Origin of the sequence: Paenibacillus sp. FSL M7-1414 (assembly GCF_038003195.1) — a bacterium.
In the GTDB taxonomy this organism is placed as follows: Bacteria; Bacillota; Bacilli; order Paenibacillales; family Paenibacillaceae; genus Paenibacillus; species Paenibacillus amylolyticus.
Genome location: NZ_JBBOOS010000001.1, coordinates 2,135,937 through 2,154,196, shown reverse-complemented (window position 1 = coordinate 2,154,196; position 18,260 = coordinate 2,135,937). Strand labels below are relative to the sequence as shown.

At 45.5% G+C, this 18,260-nt stretch carries 15 protein-coding genes, 1 tRNA gene and 2 pseudogenes; 8 read left to right on the top strand and 10 right to left on the bottom strand.

What is annotated here, in order from left to right:
• Positions 1-271: 271 nt before the first annotated feature.
• Positions 272-655 (bottom strand): annotated as a pseudogene (locus tag MHH92_RS09785) (phage holin family protein); the annotation flags it as partial.
• Positions 656-1,103: 448 nt separating this feature from the next.
• Between MHH92_RS09785 and MHH92_RS09780 the strand changes: the two are divergent.
• On the top strand, positions 1,104-1,700 hold the full coding sequence (locus MHH92_RS09780) for a helix-turn-helix domain-containing protein (RefSeq protein ID WP_017689431.1): 597 nt from the start codon (positions 1,104-1,106) through the stop codon (positions 1,698-1,700).
• A gap of 222 nt (positions 1,701-1,922) precedes the next feature.
• Here MHH92_RS09780 and MHH92_RS09775 read toward each other — a convergent pair whose 3' ends face one another.
• A complete protein-coding gene (locus MHH92_RS09775; protein ID WP_340903472.1) occupies positions 1,923-3,077 on the bottom strand; it encodes a sn-glycerol-1-phosphate dehydrogenase in 1,155 nt (384 codons plus the stop codon).
• A 158-nt stretch (positions 3,078-3,235) separates the two neighbouring features.
• On the opposite strand from MHH92_RS09775, the gene MHH92_RS09770 reads away from it, so the two are divergent.
• Positions 3,236-3,421, top strand: a complete 186-nt coding sequence (locus MHH92_RS09770; protein WP_036609735.1) for a hypothetical protein — start codon at positions 3,236-3,238, stop codon at positions 3,419-3,421.
• Between the two features lie 105 nt (positions 3,422-3,526).
• On the opposite strand, the gene MHH92_RS09765 is transcribed toward MHH92_RS09770, so the two are convergent.
• Positions 3,527-3,610 (bottom strand) — tRNA-Leu (locus MHH92_RS09765).
• Positions 3,611-3,836: 226 nt separating this feature from the next.
• On the opposite strand from MHH92_RS09765, the gene MHH92_RS09760 reads away from it, so the two are divergent.
• Positions 3,837-4,829, top strand: coding sequence for a Gfo/Idh/MocA family protein (locus MHH92_RS09760; protein WP_340903470.1), 993 nt, complete (start codon positions 3,837-3,839; stop codon positions 4,827-4,829).
• Positions 4,830-5,063: 234 nt separating this feature from the next.
• The gene (locus MHH92_RS09755; protein WP_017689435.1) at positions 5,064-5,426 is read left to right on the top strand and encodes a winged helix-turn-helix transcriptional regulator; all 363 of its coding nucleotides are present in this window, start codon (positions 5,064-5,066) and stop codon (positions 5,424-5,426) included.
• A gap of 50 nt (positions 5,427-5,476) precedes the next feature.
• Here MHH92_RS09755 and MHH92_RS09750 read toward each other — a convergent pair whose 3' ends face one another.
• From MHH92_RS09750 to MHH92_RS09735, 4 genes are all read right to left on the bottom strand, one after another.
• Complete coding sequence (locus MHH92_RS09750; protein WP_340903469.1) at positions 5,477-7,096, bottom strand: sensor domain-containing diguanylate cyclase; 1,620 nt, start codon at positions 7,094-7,096, stop codon at positions 5,477-5,479.
• Between the two features lie 164 nt (positions 7,097-7,260).
• The gene (locus tag MHH92_RS09745; protein WP_340903468.1) at positions 7,261-7,998 is read right to left on the bottom strand and encodes a spermidine synthase; all 738 of its coding nucleotides are present in this window, start codon (positions 7,996-7,998) and stop codon (positions 7,261-7,263) included.
• A 160-nt stretch (positions 7,999-8,158) separates the two neighbouring features.
• Positions 8,159-9,061 (bottom strand): LysR family transcriptional regulator, encoded by a 903-nt coding sequence (locus MHH92_RS09740; protein ID WP_017689438.1) that lies wholly within the window; start codon positions 9,059-9,061, stop codon positions 8,159-8,161.
• A gap of 59 nt (positions 9,062-9,120) precedes the next feature.
• Positions 9,121-9,858, bottom strand: coding sequence for an SDR family oxidoreductase (locus tag MHH92_RS09735; RefSeq protein ID WP_340903466.1), 738 nt, complete (start codon positions 9,856-9,858; stop codon positions 9,121-9,123).
• A gap of 240 nt (positions 9,859-10,098) precedes the next feature.
• Between MHH92_RS09735 and MHH92_RS09730 the strand changes: the two genes are divergently transcribed.
• Positions 10,099-11,034: an AraC family transcriptional regulator gene (locus tag MHH92_RS09730; protein WP_340903465.1), complete on the top strand. Its 936-nt coding sequence runs from the start codon at positions 10,099-10,101 to the stop codon at positions 11,032-11,034.
• A gap of 64 nt (positions 11,035-11,098) precedes the next feature.
• Here the strand turns inward: MHH92_RS09730 and MHH92_RS09725 are convergent, their stop codons facing one another.
• Positions 11,099-11,536 carry a MerR family transcriptional regulator gene (locus MHH92_RS09725; protein WP_445744666.1) on the bottom strand — a complete coding sequence of 146 codons (438 nt, stop codon included), beginning with the start codon at positions 11,534-11,536 and terminating at the stop codon, positions 11,099-11,101.
• Between the two features lie 168 nt (positions 11,537-11,704).
• Between MHH92_RS09725 and MHH92_RS09720 the strand changes: the two genes are divergently transcribed.
• The 3 genes and pseudogenes from MHH92_RS09720 to MHH92_RS09710 all read left to right on the top strand — a co-directional run bounded on the left by MHH92_RS09720 (position 11,705) and on the right by MHH92_RS09710 (position 15,079).
• Positions 11,705-12,553 (top strand): SDR family NAD(P)-dependent oxidoreductase, encoded by an 849-nt coding sequence (locus tag MHH92_RS09720; RefSeq protein ID WP_340903463.1) that lies wholly within the window; start codon positions 11,705-11,707, stop codon positions 12,551-12,553.
• Positions 12,554-12,695: 142 nt separating this feature from the next.
• On the top strand, positions 12,696-13,859 hold the full coding sequence (locus tag MHH92_RS09715; RefSeq protein WP_340903462.1) for an oxalate decarboxylase family bicupin: 1,164 nt from the start codon (positions 12,696-12,698) through the stop codon (positions 13,857-13,859).
• Between the two features lie 79 nt (positions 13,860-13,938).
• Positions 13,939-15,079: pseudogene (locus MHH92_RS09710) on the top strand (zinc-dependent alcohol dehydrogenase).
• Positions 15,080-15,218: 139 nt separating this feature from the next.
• Here MHH92_RS09710 and MHH92_RS09705 read toward each other — a convergent pair.
• Positions 15,219-16,007, bottom strand: a complete 789-nt coding sequence (locus tag MHH92_RS09705; RefSeq protein ID WP_253507206.1) for a class I SAM-dependent methyltransferase — start codon at positions 16,005-16,007, stop codon at positions 15,219-15,221.
• A gap of 200 nt (positions 16,008-16,207) precedes the next feature.
• Positions 16,208-18,175: a PTS fructose transporter subunit IIABC gene (locus tag MHH92_RS09700; RefSeq protein ID WP_340903461.1), complete on the bottom strand. Its 1,968-nt coding sequence runs from the start codon at positions 18,173-18,175 to the stop codon at positions 16,208-16,210.
• Positions 18,176-18,260: the final 85 nt, after the last annotated feature.

Here is an 18,260-nt window from a genome sequence, read left to right as displayed (position 1 = left end):
GTTTAATATAATAGTAGAAATGAATGAATTTTCATGTATCCAAAATATATCATAACGTTCTCTATTACGAAAGGATACTTGGAAACGTTCTCTTGATTAAGAAAAACTAATCCGAACCGTTTCCTTTCGATTCGGATTTCTTTTGCGATCCATCCTCCGTCTGTTTCGCGGAGTCATCCTGCAAAGTTTGTCCTGTTTCAGCCTGCTGTTTGATGTCGTCCGGGGTTTGCTGCGGTTTGGACCATTCACGATTCGTCAGATACTCCTGATCCTCCTGTTTCTTCAACACTGCAATGGCCTGTCTGAGCTTTGCAGGCAATGGAAGACCGATTTTGGCATAATTCTCTGTAATCGAAATGAGTTCATTCACCAGATAGAAATAAATGGCTCCGCCTTTGATAAAATCGGTTCCCATGATCAGATCAATTCGATGAGCAAGCAAAACAACCGTCAGCATGAGCCCTTTGCGAGCAATCCCCCAGAATCCAATATTGCTATTCAAGCCGGTACCTGTTCTTACCGCCGCTGCCAAACCTGTTATATAATCCACAGCCATCGCGACCGCGAGCAGGCTCAGCAATTGATCCCATCCGCCAAAAGCAAACGTAACAAATGCTCCCGAGATGACAGCAAAGGTATTCACAGATAGATGCACGTTCCTCACCTCTCCTTTACACTTGAGTATCATACAATATATGTAAAAGTAAGAGATTTGACAGGTCACATGTCATGCTGAACATGCGGATTTATCATTTCAGATTTGTGCACATCCTCTTCGCAACAGGGGAATGAAAATCACATGCTTTTGGGGAATTCAGGGAAATAAACCGCATCATATCAACAAAAAACAGATAAAAGTTCTTTAGACCTAGTAATAAGTAATTGGAACTATATTATTTTTATTCCTGTCCATTTTCTTCCCTCATTTTTAGTGAAACATTGTAATCTAGGAATATACTAGGATGTGAATTGCGCATGGTCTAGTTCGTAGTTCCCTCTTTATCGTGAATTGACGCATTGACGCATTTGTAACCGGTAATCCCGGCACTTGAAAGTACCCCGTTGTTTATTGTAGTATTTGGTTAAAAAAAATCGGAGGAAATATGCCTAATCAACCAGAACAACATTCCATCCAGGCGTGGTCTCTGATCAACCGTAAATACTTGGGAAAAGGCGTCCGTGTTAAACGATTCCGAAAACCGACACGCTGTCAAATCCGCAATCGTGTTCTTCTTGCCGTGCTGATGGCCAATGATATCAAGTTGTCCCAGCTTGCTGAAGACCTCTCCATCTCTTCACGCAGTGTCAGTGCGTGGGTATATGAAGGACGGATACCCGGCAGTACCAATTTGGACAAGACTTGCCAATTACTCGGCTACCCGCGTCATATTCTCTTCAATGAAGAAGTTGTGCGTAATAGCCCTGTCATATGTCAACCCGAGTCATCTCGCTTCATGAAGCGTACGGTGACCCGTTCTCCGGTTAGTAACCGTATTTTGACAGGCTTGTGTATGGTCCATGATCTGTCGGTGACAGATGTCAGCCACTGGATCGGGGTTCATCCCGGCACTTTCCGCAAATGGCTGCATCAGGGAACACTGCCTTCTGCTGCATTTCAGGAACAAGCGGAGCAATTTTTCCGTATCCCGAAAACTATTTTGTTCGCAGATGTCATCTTGAAAGATCGTCGCAACAACTAAATAAGCGAACAGCCAAAAGGCTCTGATCTCCCCATAGGGAGGCCAGAGCCTTTTTTAAAATAAATGCATGCCTTCTCTCTCGGACTTGAAGCACTGTTCTGGCTATTCCATCAGAAATGTCAGATAACCTACCCTTTTTCGTCTTTTGCTCCCAAGGAGAGCCATCACAGCCCGCTACAAGTGAAGTTAATGCATTTCATCATGATCATTCTCTCTAAAAGGTCATCCTAATCTCGTGTTTAACACTTCATTGATATATCTCAATCCGGTATATCGAGGACGAAGCGTATGCGCTGTGTTGAATGCATGTTCCACCATCTCCGGGGTTACACCGAGTTGCTCAGTAGTCACAGGTCCACCTACTTGTTCCAACCATGCGATGAGCTGAGAAGCCTCCGGCAATTGATCATATATCCCAAACACTGGTTCATCCGATGTCTGTGCAAGTTCTTTATATTTCACTGTAAGCAATGCACATGCTACGCCAACTTTGGCACCATGCAGAACCGGTCTTTCTCCGGCTTGCATCAGATCCATCTCCAAAATGTGGGACAGATGATGCTCACCTCCGGATGCCGGACGGGAATGGTCAATGATCAGCATGGAGATACCGGAAACAATTAATGCGTCCATTAATACAGCTACTCCCTCTGCTCGCCCCTCCGCAATCGCTTGTACATGATCTATGCAGGTATTCAGCGCTTCTTCTGTCATCCGATAAGCAACCGGACAGAACGGTTCTCCGCCCAGTTCACGAGAAACGATCCAGTCTGCAAGGGAGGTATATTTGCCAAGCATATCTCCGAATCCGGCAGCTGTCATCACTTGGGGAGCTTGCTCCAGGATATTCATATCGGCAAAAATGGCTTCAGGCGGAACAGCCTGAAATGTCTGTTTGATTCCGCTTACAATTAAGGGTGCACCCGCAGAGGTAAACCCATCCACTGAAGCCGATGTCGGTATCGACAGAAAGGGCTTGCTCATTTTGGAACAAACAAATCTCACCAGATCATGAATGGTACCTGAACCCACCGCAATTACAGCCTGACTTTCGAGTCTCACACCCAACATGACCTGTACAATAGCTGCTTCATCCGCAATGATATCCCCCGTGCGATTCTCCGGTAGAGTGATCTCATCCACATGCATTCCCGCTTCGCGAATACTACACAGCACATCAGATCCGGCGGCCCGAAACGTATGTCGATCATAAACAACCGTCACTTGACGATATCCTTGCTCAGACAAATAACCCGGTAACCTCTGAATGGCACCAGCTTCCAGATGTATCAGCATATCCACCACTCTGTGTTGATGACCGCAAGCACACTGCTGTGCTTCCTCATTCCATGCTGCAATTCGTTCGTTCATATTCATTCGCTCTTACCCTCCCATATGAGATATCATGCATAATTAACGGGTTAAAACCACAAGATAAAAAAGGAAATAAAATGTGATGATTTTCCTGATCACACTTTACTGCCTGTACCCAATATTTGCAAATCCATATCTCACATTTCCAAGTAGGTGAAGCAATGAAATTAACGAAAGAATTAGGAATTTCGCTCGGATTTCTCGCCGGAACCACTTTTGGCAGCGGTATCGCTTTTTTGTTTCGTCTCCAGTCGGTTGAAGTGGTTGCCAGTGTAACGCTATTTGGTATTGCAGGGGCCATTGCTGGGATCATCACGGCAGTCATTCTGCGCCAGCGGCAACATTAGCATTGGCATGCTGGTAGCAAAATGTAGGCTTCACACGAATGATCCACAAAATAAAAAAAGGTTCGTGAATTGCCCTAGAGCAACTCACGAACCTTTTTTGTTAGATGCGGTCGAGAGGACTCGAACCTCCACGGGGGTTAGCCCACACGGACCTGAACCGTGCGCGTCTGCCAATTCCGCCACGACCGCATAATATGTATCTCCTCATCCATCGATGAAAAGCGTTCCGGTGAAACAATTCCTTGTTTTACCGTAATTCAGAGTATACATGCTCCAAAATAAAAATGCAACTTCTTTTTTTATTCATTCACGAAAAGGACATATGTCCTTTTTTCTCAACTTCAAACACCCTATCGTAGCATTAAACAACAAATATACCATCCATAAGAATGCAAAAATGAAGGAGAGATCCACCTTGAAAACAACCCATCTGTGCTTTATCGGTGCCGGGTTTCATGCATCCACGAATATTTACCCTTCTGTTGTTGAAGCCGGAGCGCAGATCCAGGCCATTGCCACACGCAGTATGGAACGCTCTGAAGCAACTCTGCTGCGATTTGGCAGCAACGGACAAGCGTATGACAATGCTCAGCTTATGTTGCAGCAGGAACTCTGTGACGGAGTCGTTGTGGTCGCCCAGCCTGTTGATCAGACCGCTCTTGTTCTCGAATGCATTCGGGCTGGCAAGAATGTATACGTGGATAAGCCGCTCGGATGGAACGCAGCGGAAGCCGCCACTGTAGCAGAAGCTGCCGAGCAGGCTGGCGTCGTTGTCATGGTCGGTTTTATGAAACGTTATGCCCCCATATACATGAAGCTGAAGGAGCTAATTGATAGTGGTTCGCTAGGTAAGGTACGTTCATTCCAGATGAAATTTGCTGTAGACAGTACCCCATTTTGCAAGGATGAGGAACAGTTCATGAAGCTCGCTGCCATTCATATGGTCGATCTGATGCGTTACTTATTCGGAGAAGCAATACGAGTTACAGGCACAACCGTGAAGGACGGGGAACACATTAATCAAAGTATTTCCCTTGTATTTGAGAATAGCGTAGTAGGTAGCGCTTATTTTACCGGCATGAGTGCTTGGTCACGGGAAAGTGAAAGTGTACTCGTCACCTTTGACAACGGATTTGCGTCAGCTGAAGAGATCAACACACTTACTGTTCATCAATCCCGAAGCTCGACCAGCCTTCCTTGGAAATCTCTCGAGGAGCAAGATACTGTATTTACACCTTCCGGATCTCCCATGTCCGGAGCTTATCGGGACCTTTATCTACGCGGGTTTGTTGGTGAAATGGCGCACTTCATCGCGTGTTGCCAGAATCAGACTGTCCCACATTCCAGCGCCAAGGATAATATTGCAACGATGGCTCTATGTGACTCCATTCTATCGTCACTGAAGTAGCGTATTTACGCTCATCATCATATTTTATACATCCAGCGAAGAGCCTGAAACCCGGGCTCTTTTTTTATCTTATAGACATCAACACATCTGCCTTCGACTTATAATTAGGGTTTATAATCCGCATCATAAGTGATATGCTCTTTCATGAACTATACGTACTATACGTACGTTATGTAATATAACCACCCAAATAGATACTATAGAAAATCACCGGAAAGTGGAGGTGTACTTATAATGAAAAAGGACGCGACCAAGCTATGTCCCGCGCCATACGGCTGTTCCGTGGAAGTTACCCTCAGTGTGATCGGAGGCAAATGGAAAGGTGCCATTTTGTATCATTTATTCTCCGGTCCATTGAGATTTAACGAGATCCGAAAATTATTTCCTGACATTACCCAGCGTATGCTTACCCTGCAACTTCGAGAGTTGGAAGGCAGCGGAATTGTTCATCGTGAAATATACCCCCAGATCCCACCTAAAGTGGAGTATTCCCTCACACCATTTGGTGAAACGTTAAGGCCGATTATCTTCAGCATGCGAGATTGGGGAGAAACGTATACAAATGAAGTTCTGGCCAGATCCTCACAAGAGGTATAGTACACAAAAGAAGCTGTCCCTGGTTTTTAGGGAACAGCTTCTTTACTTGCCTATTTAATAACCGATTGGATCGTAACCGTGCGGTTACGTCCCTCTTCCTTCGCTTGATACAATGCATTATCCGCCAAGTGAAACAGTTCTGTGGATGTTGTGGAGTGCTTCGGATATTCAGCAATTCCAGCCGAGATGGTCACGGAACGATCTATAGGCAATACGCTTTCTTCGACCGTTATTCGGATACGTTCAGCAATCTCAAAAGCGACGTTAGACTCGGAATTTCTTAACAAGACTACAAATTCCTCTCCACCAAACCGGGCGCAGACATCTTCTGGTCGAACAGACAATTGAATGATATTGGCAATGTGTTTTAATACTTCATCCCCAGCATGATGCCCGAATGTATCATTAATGGACTTGAAGCGGTCGATATCCAGAACAATAATGGAGAACGGCACCTCATCCTGAATCCATTCCTGAATGACTTCTTCGAAGGTTCTGCGATTGTTCATGCCTGTTAAAACATCTGTTCTGGCATCATAGACCAGCTGGTTTGTCTGTTTCCTAAAGTTCGCCAATGCGCCAACAACTGCTCTTGTTAGAAGGTCTGCCTCTCTATTCCAGTGAGGTTTCATCACAGGCAGATCTACTTGTCCCTTATCGACCTGATTCACCAAATCAGCCAGCATAGCAAAAGGACTGGCGAGCTTGCGTGCAACCCGAACCACAATAAGGGTCAGGATCAGGAAAGGCACTGAGGTGTACAGCAACAACATACGGATATGATGATTCAACTGATCGTACACCGTTTGGGTTGGAGACACGATTACGACGCCCCAATCTGTTGATGGAACTTTGTAATAACCTGCAAGCGAATCCACACCTGCCAGGTTTTTGTATTGTTCTTTACCGTGTTTGTTTACTAGCAGCTTTTGCACCACTTCATTTTTACTGACATTTTCACCAATTCGGTTGGTGTTTGGGTGAAATAACAAAGTGCCCTTCTTATCCACAATAAAAAAGTAGGACCCATTACTTGTCTTGAGCTGACTGCCAAAAGACAGACTCAATATATTATTTTCCTGCAAAAAGATATTTCCACCGATTGTTCCTTGGTAATCCCCTGCAGAATCAAAGATCGGTTCACTGACAAATACAATTCTGCGTTTGGTTCTGGGTGTCTGGTACGCTTCGGAGATATACGAAGTCCTCAAGCTAACCGCTTCTTTTGCTGCATTGGAACTAACATGGTGACCTACGCTAGCCTGTGAGTAAGGTGAGGTAGACCTGACTACTCCCGCTTTATCTACCAAAGAAACGGAATTGAAAAAATTACTGCTATTGCGAACCAAATCCAATGTGGAATTCAACTCTTTTGTATTGGAGTTATCCATATCCGTGAAATATGTGGCTGCATATTTCAAGCTCTCCTGCATGGAATAAAAAAGCGAATCCAGCGTTTGGCTCATTTGCACAGCGCTGGCATAGTTTAAGGACAGGGTGTTATCAATGAGTGACTGTTTCTGAGATGTATAAGATGAGATGACCATGAGGGTCAATGTCATTATAACTGAAATAGTGACCAACCCGCCGAGTAAAGCCGTGAGGCTGATCTTCTTGATGTTTTTTATTTTTCTTCGTAATCTTCTAGATCTCTTGATCTGTGCAATCATCGTTTACTTCCCCCGGATTTTCATGAAAAAGCATATTCCTTCTATCTTATACGAAAGTTGTTAAGATCAAATAAAGAGACTGAGAAATCTTAACAATTACATCGTAAGATTGACGATTTAATGACATTTTACTTTCCCTGGAAGAATCACTGTTCAGAATCGCCCTAATCGACAATGATATATCCTTCTTCTGGCTCTTGTTCAACAAACCCTGCCATCTGACGAACCTGAAATTCGATCGGGTGATGACTACCCATTAAAATGCGATTTTGAACTTCATCCGCTGTTTCTGTAGGTAATGCGAATGCACGTGTATAAGAAAACTGTGCCTGAAGTGTCGTATAGATCGCATTGACAAGCCGATCGTTGCCCGCACGCCCAAACACATTAAGGATGACAGCTCCGTCCGAGTCCAGCTTGTCCTTGACCATGGCAAAAAAATCACTGGATATAAACTGCTCGGGTGTACCCGTTGCCGTAAAGGCATCAATAATAATATAATCATATGTCGCAGCGGGTTCCTGGCCTAATAATTCACGACCATCCCCAATGAGCACAGGGCTTCCCTCATATCCAAAAAAGGTCCGGCTCAACTCCACGACCTCTGCGTCAAGCTCAGCCACCTTTACCTGACGATCAGACAAGTAGGTTGGCAATGTGCCAATACCATGTCCCACCATAAATACGGTATCAAACTCAGGATCATTCCGTTCCATTAGATGCACCATCGCTCTCGGATACTCCAACACCATCCGGTTAGGCTCATCCAGATCCATGGCTCCCTGCACAGCTGCGTTGGAGAATTCTAATACACGAAACTGGCCCTTCTCTCCATAAAGCTTTTTGGTATCATATACCGTCAGCTCATGCTGTTCACTTTTATTCCGATACAGAATTCTCACTAACCGTTCTCCCTTCAATCTCTTGCACACATTCGACATATACCTTCATTCTATTACACGGGATGACAACATACCACCCTATACTTTAAAGATCATAGTACAACAAAAAAACCGTTCCGACTCATTCGGAAACGGCCTTTTGATGAACCATTTAACACTTCTAAGACCCTATGGCCTCATGCAGAGCCTGGACATATGCTACACCCAGATTAGAGAGAGAAGTGCTCTTGTGGCTTATCCACCCTACATTAATGGATTCCTCACATTCCAGCGGTACAGGAATGATCTCGTCTCCGTTCAGATCAGCGCTAAGTACACCTGTAGAGATCGTATAACCATTCAGACCAATCAACAGGTTAAACAATGTTGCGCGGTCATTGACCTGTATGCTTTTGGGGTGAGATAACGTACTTAGGATCTCTTCGGAAAAGTGAAAGGAATTATACTCTCCCTGATCAAATGACAAGTACGGATAATCTTGCAGTTGCTCGATTGCAACCGACTCTTGTTTCGCCAGCGGGTTCTTCACACTGATAAAGATATGGGGCTTGGCTGTAAACAAACTCGTGAAAACCAATCCCGCATCTTTTAACAATTTGTTAATCACCTTGGCATTGAACTCATTCAAATACAGAATGCCAATTTCACTACGCAGGCTTTTCACGTCCTGAATAATCTCGTAGGTCTTTGTCTCCCGAAGCGCCAACTCGTATTCATCCTGACCATACTGCTGTACCAGACGAACAAAGGCATTCACTGCAAACGCATAATGCTGCGTCGATACAGAGAAGTGCTGCGGGGATGGCTTGGCGTTCAAATAACGATTCTCCAGCAATTCAGCTTGTTCTACCACCTGACGTGCATAACTCAGAAACTCAACGCCTTCTTTAGACAGAGATATTCCCTTATTGGTACGTTCAAAAATAGTAATTCGCAACTCCTGCTCCAGATCCCGAATGGCATTCGAAAGGCTGGGTTGCGAGATAAACAACCTTTTGGCTGCTTCATTCATGGAACCGCGCGTGGCAACTTCGATCACATATTTTAGTTGTTGTAATGTCACTGCACTATTCCTCTTTTCGTATCAATTGAATCTATTATATACCAAAAGAGGATCCGACCTTAAGCCATGCTTGCTGTCGGTCTCACTACAATCTCATTTACGTCCACCTCTGCCGGCTGGCTAATGGCGAACAATATACTTTGCGCAATCGCCGAGGCGGGAATCGATATGCGCCGATACTCTTTCATGAGATCACGTGCTTCTTCATCAGAAATCGTATCCGCGAGTTCCGATTCCGTCACGCCCGGTGATACAAGGGTTACACGGATATCTCCGCCTACTTCCTGTCGCAACCCCTCCGAAATGGCGCGGACCGCGTATTTGGTTGCACAATACACCGCTGCCGTTGGTGACACGGCATAGGCTCCAATAGAGGCGATATTAACAAACTGGCCGAAACCCTGCTTTTTCATGACGGGTAGTCCAGCCGCAATGCCATGCAGAACACCACGAATGTTAACATCTATCATGCGATTCCACTCATCTACTTTTAACGATTCAAGGGGAGATAGCGGCATGACTCCAGCATTATTTAAAATAACATCGATACGTCCATAGCGAGTTTGAGCGAGGTCAACGATGGTTTGCATCTCTTCCAATCGGGTAACATCCAGCGAATGATACTCCACCGATCCGCCCTCCAAACGAATGGAGGAGGCCAATGCCTCCAAACGTTCCATACGTCTAGCCCCAATAACTACATGTGCTCCATGCTGTGCAAGCAATCGAGCTGTTGAATCGCCAATTCCACTACTTGCACCGGTAATCACAACAACTTTCCCTTTTACATTGGACATATTAAATCGCTCCTTATTTGGTTGTTATTGTACATTTTCTCTATACAAAATCATGGTCACCCATTGAATTGCGCTCCATTGTTTCTCACTCCTCTCTGCTTCAAAAAGATTCCATTGCTTATCTCCATTATGTAGAGGATCAGTCGTTGTACGATAGAAAAATCCCGCAATATTCTTGCCTATTCCTCCAGAGCATTTTAAAATAATAGTAATCGTGGTTTACAAGGGGGGCTGCAATTCATGCTTATCAAAACAAATGAAACGGATACGAGCATCACGGAGCAGCAGCAACAATTGGCTCAACTTATTGAGCATTTCACCCCAAGTGACGGGATACATCCAACAGCAATTCCATCCCTTGCCTTAATCCGTGCCTCCGAGATCTCACAACCCATATATTCCGTTTATCAGCCTTCCCTCTGCATTGTCGCCCAAGGTTCCAAATTAGTTATACTCGGCCGCGAGAGCTACACCTACGACCTGTCACAATATTTGGTAGCTTCCGTAAACTTGCCTATTTCAGGGCAGGTTATAAAGGCTACAACCGAACATCCCTATCTATGTATTCGACTGGATTTTGATTCAGGGCAGATTTTCGATCTGATTCAGGATACGCCTTCTGCACAACCCAAACCTGACCATACAACACAAAGAGGATTGTTTGTTAGCTCAACCAAACCTTCCCTTCTTGAAGCCGTGATCCGATTGGTTCGGCTGCTGGATACACCTGAAGACATTCCTGTCCTTGCCCCTCTGTTTATCCGCGAAATTCTATATCGTATTATCCAGGATGAACATGGACATTCCATCAAGCAGTTTGCTATTCAGGACAGTCATGCACAACACATCGCCGAGGTGATCGAAGTCATCCAATCTGATTACGCTAAGCCACTTCGGATTGAGCAACTTGCTGCCATGATCAACATGAGTTCTTCCTCATTACATCATCATTTTAAAGCCATTACCGCCATGAGCCCTTTGCAATTCCAGAAACAAATTCGATTGCATGAAGCCCGGCGAATGTTGCTAGCAGGTTCAACCGATGCCGCCGACGCTGCGTTCCAGGTTGGCTATGAAAGTCCGTCTCAATTCAGCCGGGAGTATGCCCGCATGTATGGTCTCCCTCCCAAAAGCGATATCAAACGACTTCGTCTTACACTTGATATTAAAAACTAGAAACAACAAAAAGACCCGCGTCATCATGACGTGGGTTTTCAGACTTAAATAGGCAGCAGCGCCATCAAGAGAATAGGTTTTGTTTTTCAAAAACAGACATCTGACTCTCCCCGGAAATAGGGCATTCATCAGGATACATACTTCGTTTCTCCAACTTCTCATCGATAAAATCAACCACCTGCTGTAGCGAAGCAATCTGTGCTTCAACTTTCTTCCGGTGATTCACCAGCATCTCCCGTTCATCCGGGAAATCTGCGAGATCGGAATCCATGGACATTTGTAAATAAGGCTTCATTTCCTCCAGAGACATTCCTGTTTTTTTCAGGCAAGTGATCAACTTCATCGTATGGATATCCTCCGAGCGATATACCCGATGGCGATTGGCTTTGCGTTCCGCTCGGGGAAGCAGCCCAATCTTCTCATAATAACGAATTGTATCTTCCGATAATCCGGCCTGTTCTGACGTTTCTTTAATGGAGAATACTTCATTCTCACTCATCATATGGGCCTCCTCCACATTCATTTCTCTCCATATTACAACTTGGAGCTGACTCCAAGTCAAGCATGATCCGTTCAACCCCACCCCCCCTTGACTTGGAGTCGACTCCAAGTTATAGAATGAGCGCAGCATACAGATTCGTTCTGTAATCCCATTCTTCTGGAGGTATATATGAATATACAAAATCAACTTCGCACAGCTCTCATCACAGGGTCAACGTCAGGAATTGGTCTTGAACTGACACACAAGTTACTGGCTGAAGGATGGCAGGTAATCGGTCTCAACCGTTCTGCTTTCCCATCCGAGGATACCGATATTGAGAACGCCTTACGTTCAGGCCAGCTCCGTTGGGTTCAGGCTAATCTGACCAACTACGACAGTTTGAGAACTGCACTGGATCAGATTAAATCCGATACCGATTCGATCGATGTCTTGTTTAACAATGCCGGAGGCAGCGCTGCCGAACTTCGTTTCTCTGATCAGGGGCATGAACTACACTTTGAACTTCAGACGGTAGTCCCTTACATCATCTACATGGAATTAGTTGAGCTATTACTCAAAGGACAGATGAAAACAGTTATTAATACTTCCACCACCTCGTTCAATATGGTCAGACAATTTGATATGAACATCCTGGAACGTCCAGCCGAATTCAAAAAACTGTTTGGTCCTTATGCCACCTCGAAGCTCGGCTTATCTCTATGGACACGCGAGGTTGCCAAGTCTCCCAATGCGGATGGCATGCAATTACTAAGCGTAGATCCCGGTGGAAATAATACGCTAAGGGGCAACAAAACATCCGGCCTGCCCTTCTATATCAAACCTATCATGAAATGGTTCTTTCCTCATCCAAGCCATGGCGCTTCACTGCTCTACAATGCGGCCTTATCCCCAACCGGACACGAATCCGGTGCGTTCCTGGTTAAAAATAAAGCGGCAGCGCTTCGTTTCACAGAGCAAGGCCCTGCTGTTTTAAAGCGGGTAAACGAGATCTACGAGCAGCGTTTTCGTACAATGTGATCTGGAATAAAGACGTGACCGCATGCGGTCACGTCTTTTTTTGTCGTTTGTCCCTCATATTATCCAGGCCCTGATTCATAGGTGTAAACATAACGATACAATGTCGCGCGTGATATGTTATTGAATCTGGAGGGATCACTCAATGACCAAAGGACAGCAACCTAACGAAAAACCATTTATTATCCCGCAACCCATTCGCAGTGATGGCGCTGGAGGACCTGATCTGGGACCCAGAGACGTCATGAGAGATATACAAAACCCCGATATGCTGGTACCTCCGGCAACCGATAACGGGTTATTGCCCAATCTGAGAATGTCTTTTTCCGATACCCATATGCAATTGAACCATGGGGGTTGGTCACGTGAAATCACCGTACGGGATCTCCCTATCGCCACTACACTGGCAGGTGTGAACATGAGCCTGACACCGGGAGGTGTAAGGGAATTGCACTGGCATCAACAATCCGAGTGGGCCTATATGATCTGGGGAACGGCAAGAATTACTTCGGTAGATCAGAACGGACGTAATTTTATTGCGGATGTTGGGCCTGGCGATCTCTGGTTTTTCCCCAAAGGTCTACCCCATTCCATTCAGGGACTGGAGGATGGTTGTGAATTTCTGCTTGTGTTTGATGACGGGTCCTTCTCCGATCTGAATACGTTATCCATATCCGATTGGTTTGCCCATACCCCACCAGAGGTATTGTCTGTCAATTTCGGCGTGCCCGAATCCGCTTTTCAGTCAATGCCGAAGGAACAGGTCTACATTTTCCAAGATACCGTCCCGGGTTCCATCGAGAGCCAAGAAGTTCAGTCGCCATATGGTACCGTTCCTCTCACATTCAAACACCGATTGCTGGCCCAGGAACCACTCATTACCCCCGGCGGAAGCGTCCGGATTGTCGACTCCACCAACTTCCCCATCTCAACTACCGTTGCAGCCGCACTCGTTGAGATCCGACCTGGCGCCATGCGTGAACTGCACTGGCATCCCAATGCAGATGAATGGCAATACTATCTGACAGGACAAGGGAGAATGACTGTCTTTGGAGGCAATGGCATTGCTCGCACATTTGACTATCGGGCTGGAGATGTCGGATATGTTCCTGTCGCAATGGGACACTATATACAAAATACCGGTACAGACACTTTATGGTTTTTGGAAATATTCCGAAGTGATCGATTCGAGGATGTATCGCTGAATCAGTGGATGGCGTTAACCCCGCGGGATGTGGTCCGTGACAATCTGAATGCGCCGCCTGAGTTGCTCAATGCCTTGCGTAAAGTAAAATGGCCTGTCGTTTAATTCAGTATGTATATCTATCATTTAAGCTGAAATGGGGTAATTGTCAGAGAATCCCACTATATAAGGAGGAATATGAAAGATGAGAGCCGTTACGTTTCAGGGAATCAAGGACATTCAAGTCAAAGAGGTTGAAGATCCCAAACTGCAACAGAAGGATGACATTATCGTTCGTATTACTTCCACAGCTATATGTGGATCGGATCTGCATATTTATCAGGGAGCCTTGCCTGCTGCCAAAGATTACGTTATCGGTCATGAACCGATGGGCATTGTAGAAGAAGTAGGTCCAGAAGTGACACGTGTGAAGAAGGGGGACCGTGTGGTCCTGCCTTTTAACATCGCTTGTGGTGAATGCTTCTATTGCAATCATGACATGGAGAGCCAGTGCGATAATTCCAATGGTAATCCGGATATTCATACAGGTGGATATTTTGGATTCACCGAACGTTACGGAAATCACCCCGGAGGTCAGGCAGAATTATTGCGTGTTCCCTACGGAAACTTCACTCCGTTTGTGATTCCTGAATCCTGTGAACTGGAAGATGAAGCTTTATTATTCCTGTCCGATGTTCTTCCAACCGCATATTGGAGCGTGGAGAATGCCGGAGTTAAACCGGGAGATACGGTTACTGTACTCGGTAGTGGACCCATTGGACTGATGACGCAGAAGTTCGCCTGGATGAAAGGTGCCAAACGTGTTATTGCTGTGGATCGCCTGCCCTATCGACTGGAGAAAGCCAAACCGTTTGAACGATGCAGAGATCTTTAATTTCGAAGATTACGATGATATGGGTGAGCACATTCGTGAGATTACACAAGGCGGAACCGACGTTGTTATCGACTGTGTAGGTATGGATGGTAAAAAAAACACGCTGGAGGAGATCGGACAGAAGCTGAAACTTCATGGCGGTTCACTGAGTGCGATCGAAATCGGCATGAAAGCAATCCGCAAATTCGGAACACTCCAACTTACGGGTGTATATGGCTCTTCCTACAACATGTTTCCGTTAGGTAATTTGTTTGAACGCAATATCAATCTTAAAATGGGACAAGCTCCTGTTATACATTACATGCCTGAATTGTTCCGCAAAATCACTGCTGGTGAATTTGATCCAACGGAGATCATCTCCCATCGGATTTCACTGGAGAATGCAAGCGATGCATACCGCATTTTCAACGATCATGAAGACGAATGTACCAAAGTTATACTAAAACCCTGAACCGTCGCTTTGATTATAAATATGCAAAATAAAACAAGCAGAACTACCTGTTCAAGGTACTCTGCTTGTTTTATTTTATCGACATTCATCCTGTTACCGTTGCATAAACTGCTCAGCCAGCGAAATGGTCTGTACCTAATCAGACATGAGTCGGTTTAGTCGCTTGGATATACACACTTTCTCCTTGGAAGCTGTCGAGCTTCCCGTTCGTTGTCACTTCAAAATCGAAAAATTTTCTGATGATGGACGGTGCACTCAACATACTTGCTTCAAGTTCCCTTCTCTCCCGTTCCGGCAGTGCCGCACGGTTACACCACTCTTCAAACTTAAAGCGCTTCTGGAAGGAAACCATCGTTTCCATTCGGAAGCCCGCATACTCCAGCATATGAATCCATTCCGTCTTGCGCCATGCTCGAACATGGCTTGCATCCCGGCACTTCTCCACTTCATTGTAAAACTGGTCATTCTCATCACGTTCAGGTGCCACGTTGTCAATGAATAACAACCTTCCACCGGGCTTCATAACTCGTAATGCCTCATGAACAAACGAAGAAACGTCCGGAAAATGGTGAGCAGCGATTCGGCAGGTTACAAGGTCATAGATATCATCATCGAATGGCAGCTTCTCTGCATCCCCGGCAACAAAATCTACATTACCGTGTCCATTGCCCTGGATAAATTGTTCAGCCACCTGTAGCATTTCCTCTGTTAGATCGAGAGCTGTCACCCGCTGAACAAGTGGAGCCAGAGCGTTTGCGACATGCCCTCCCCCAGTGGCGATATCCAGCACATTCATATCTGGAGTGGCTTGAGATAAAGCCACGAGCAACGCGAGATCCTCACCTTTGGCATGCCCCGAACTCGTCACGTATTTACCAGCATTTTTCGCAAACTGCTTCTGCACCTGACTTTTGATTACATCAGACATTCCAATTCCTCCTGCATAAGTTTCATTAGACGAAACATAGTTTCAAAATATAATTAATATTTATTTTACCATAGATGAATGTAAAAGCTAAATAAGCATTTTACACAAATCCGGAGGCAACTTTCCACTACCTAACCAAAAAGCTGAAATAAAAAACATCCCCCAAGTGAGTTTCACCCAGGAGATGTTTCTTATATTTGTTACTTCACAAGCGTTGGTGACTTCTTCCACAGTCCCAGAATCAGACCGGAGATCACAGAACCAATCGCAACAGCCAGCAGGAACAATAATGCGTGGTTCGCCAGTGCTGCAACAAAGATCCCGCCGTGCGGAGCTGGTACATTAATGCTCCACAGTTGTGTCAATCCGCCAGCAACAGCGGAACCCAGAATACAAGAAGTCAATACACGTAATGGATCAGCCGCAGCAAATGGAATTGCACCTTCTGTAATGAAAGAGAATCCAAGTACATAGTTAGTCAGGCCTGATTTACGTTCTTGCTCTGTAAATTTGGATTTGAAGAATGTTGTTGCAAGTGCAATCGCCAGAGGAGGCACCATACCGCCTGCCATTACCGCTGCCATCCATGCACCGTCTGTGTTACCACTGGATGTGAATACCCCAATAGCAAATGTGTAAGCCGCTTTGTTGAATGGTCCACCCATATCGATGGACATCATACCGCCAAGCAGCAAGCCCAACAATACCGCATTACCTGTACCCAGATTACCCAGTGCATCTACAAGCCAGGTGTTCAGGGAACCAAAGATTGGATCAAAGACATAGAAACTGATGGCACCTACGATCAGCAAACCAAATACCGGATACAGCAAGATTGGTTTCAAGCCATCAATCGCTTTTGGCAATCCTTTGAACAACTTACGGAGACCAATAACTACATAACCCGCCAGGAAACCGGCAGCCAAACCACCAAGGAAACCGGCGTTTGAGTTAACCGCCATCAATCCACCGACCATACCAGGCATCAGGGCCGGGCGATCACCAATACTCATCGCGATAAATCCGGCAAGTACCGGAATCAGGAAGTGGAACGCACCTGTTCCGCCACCGATCGTTTGAAGCAATTGTACAATCGGATTCTCAGGGCTAGCGAGTTGCTCGAACAAGAAGGAGATTGCTAGCAGGATACCGCCACCTACAACGAATGGTAGCATATGCGAGATACCATTCATCAGATCTTTATAGATTTTGCTACCTACACTAATCTTACCAGTGCTTGCGCCCTCTTCCTTGGCATTTCCACCTTGGCTACGATAGATCGGTGCATCACCGTTAACGGCCTTGCGAATCAACTCTTCGGATTTACGGATTCCATCACTCACCGGTCTTTGTAATACCGGTTTGCCATCGAAACGTGCCATCTCCACATTTTTGTCTGCGGCAACGATAACCCCTTTAGCACGAGCGATCTCATCAGCAGTGAGAACATTCTGCGCTCCTTCAGAGCCGTTTGTTTCTACGCGAATATTGATGCCCATTTCCTGAGCTTTCTTTTTAAGTGCATCTTCAGCCATAAACGTATGAGCTATACCGGTTGGACAGGCTGTAACCGCAACAACAAAATCTTCCGAATTGGCATTACCTACAATCACACCAGAAGTATTCTGTTGCTGACCAGTAGTAGAAGTGGATGCGGCATTTGTTGCTTTTTCAGCTTTTGCTTTTTCTTTGGCTGCTTCCTTCTCAGCTGCTTCAGCCTGTTTGGCATCAAACAATGCACTAACTTCAGCAGGTGTATCTGTACTCATCAATTGTGAGATGAAATCGCTATCAATCAACAACCTGGAAAGAGCTGCAAGCGTACGCAGATGGGTATTACCCGCGCCTTCTGGAGCCGCAATCATGAAGAACACATGAGCTGGCTGATCATCCAACGCTTCAAAATCAAGTCCTTTTCTACTCTTGGCAAATACAACTGTTGGTTCGTTCACCGCTGTTGTTTTGGCATGTGGCATTGCAATTCCGCCACCGATACCTGTGCTGGATTCAGCTTCTCTTTTATAGATCATTTCCTTGAACAGGACCGGATCATTGATTCGTCCGCTTCGGTTCAGGCTTGCAATTAGTTCATCAATAGCCTCATCTTTGGTTGTGGCTTGCAGGTCCATGATCATCGTTTCTTGGATCATCAAGTCTGTTATTCTCATCTTGGTACACTCCCTTAAGTTCAGTCGGCCTGCATAGGCAGGCCTCACTACATTAAACAATTACAGTAAAAACTTTTTATATGGC

What these genes read in the sequence shown, in the direction of transcription:
- MHH92_RS09755 (WP_017689435.1), top strand. Translation starts at nt 5,064, where the DNA reads ATGAAAAAGGACGCGACCAAGCTATGTCCCGCGCCATACGGCTGTTCC.
- MHH92_RS09775 (WP_340903472.1), bottom strand. Translation starts at nt 3,077, where the DNA reads ATGAATATGAACGAACGAATTGCAGCATGGAATGAGGAAGCACAGCAG.
- MHH92_RS09780 (WP_017689431.1), top strand. Translation starts at nt 1,104, where the DNA reads ATGCCTAATCAACCAGAACAACATTCCATCCAGGCGTGGTCTCTGATC.
- MHH92_RS09750 (WP_340903469.1), bottom strand. Translation starts at nt 7,096, where the DNA reads ATGATTGCACAGATCAAGAGATCTAGAAGATTACGAAGAAAAATAAAA.
- MHH92_RS09730 (WP_340903465.1), top strand. Translation starts at nt 10,099, where the DNA reads ATGCTTATCAAAACAAATGAAACGGATACGAGCATCACGGAGCAGCAG.
- MHH92_RS09735 (WP_340903466.1), bottom strand. Translation starts at nt 9,858, where the DNA reads ATGTCCAATGTAAAAGGGAAAGTTGTTGTGATTACCGGTGCAAGTAGT.
- MHH92_RS09770 (WP_036609735.1), top strand. Translation starts at nt 3,236, where the DNA reads ATGAAATTAACGAAAGAATTAGGAATTTCGCTCGGATTTCTCGCCGGA.
- MHH92_RS09705 (WP_253507206.1), bottom strand. Translation starts at nt 16,007, where the DNA reads ATGTCTGATGTAATCAAAAGTCAGGTGCAGAAGCAGTTTGCGAAAAAT.
- MHH92_RS09725 (WP_445744666.1), bottom strand. Translation starts at nt 11,536, where the DNA reads ATGATGAGTGAGAATGAAGTATTCTCCATTAAAGAAACGTCAGAACAG.
- MHH92_RS09720 (WP_340903463.1), top strand. Translation starts at nt 11,705, where the DNA reads ATGAATATACAAAATCAACTTCGCACAGCTCTCATCACAGGGTCAACG.
- MHH92_RS09700 (WP_340903461.1), bottom strand. Translation starts at nt 18,175, where the DNA reads ATGAGAATAACAGACTTGATGATCCAAGAAACGATGATCATGGACCTG.
- MHH92_RS09715 (WP_340903462.1), top strand. Translation starts at nt 12,696, where the DNA reads ATGACCAAAGGACAGCAACCTAACGAAAAACCATTTATTATCCCGCAA.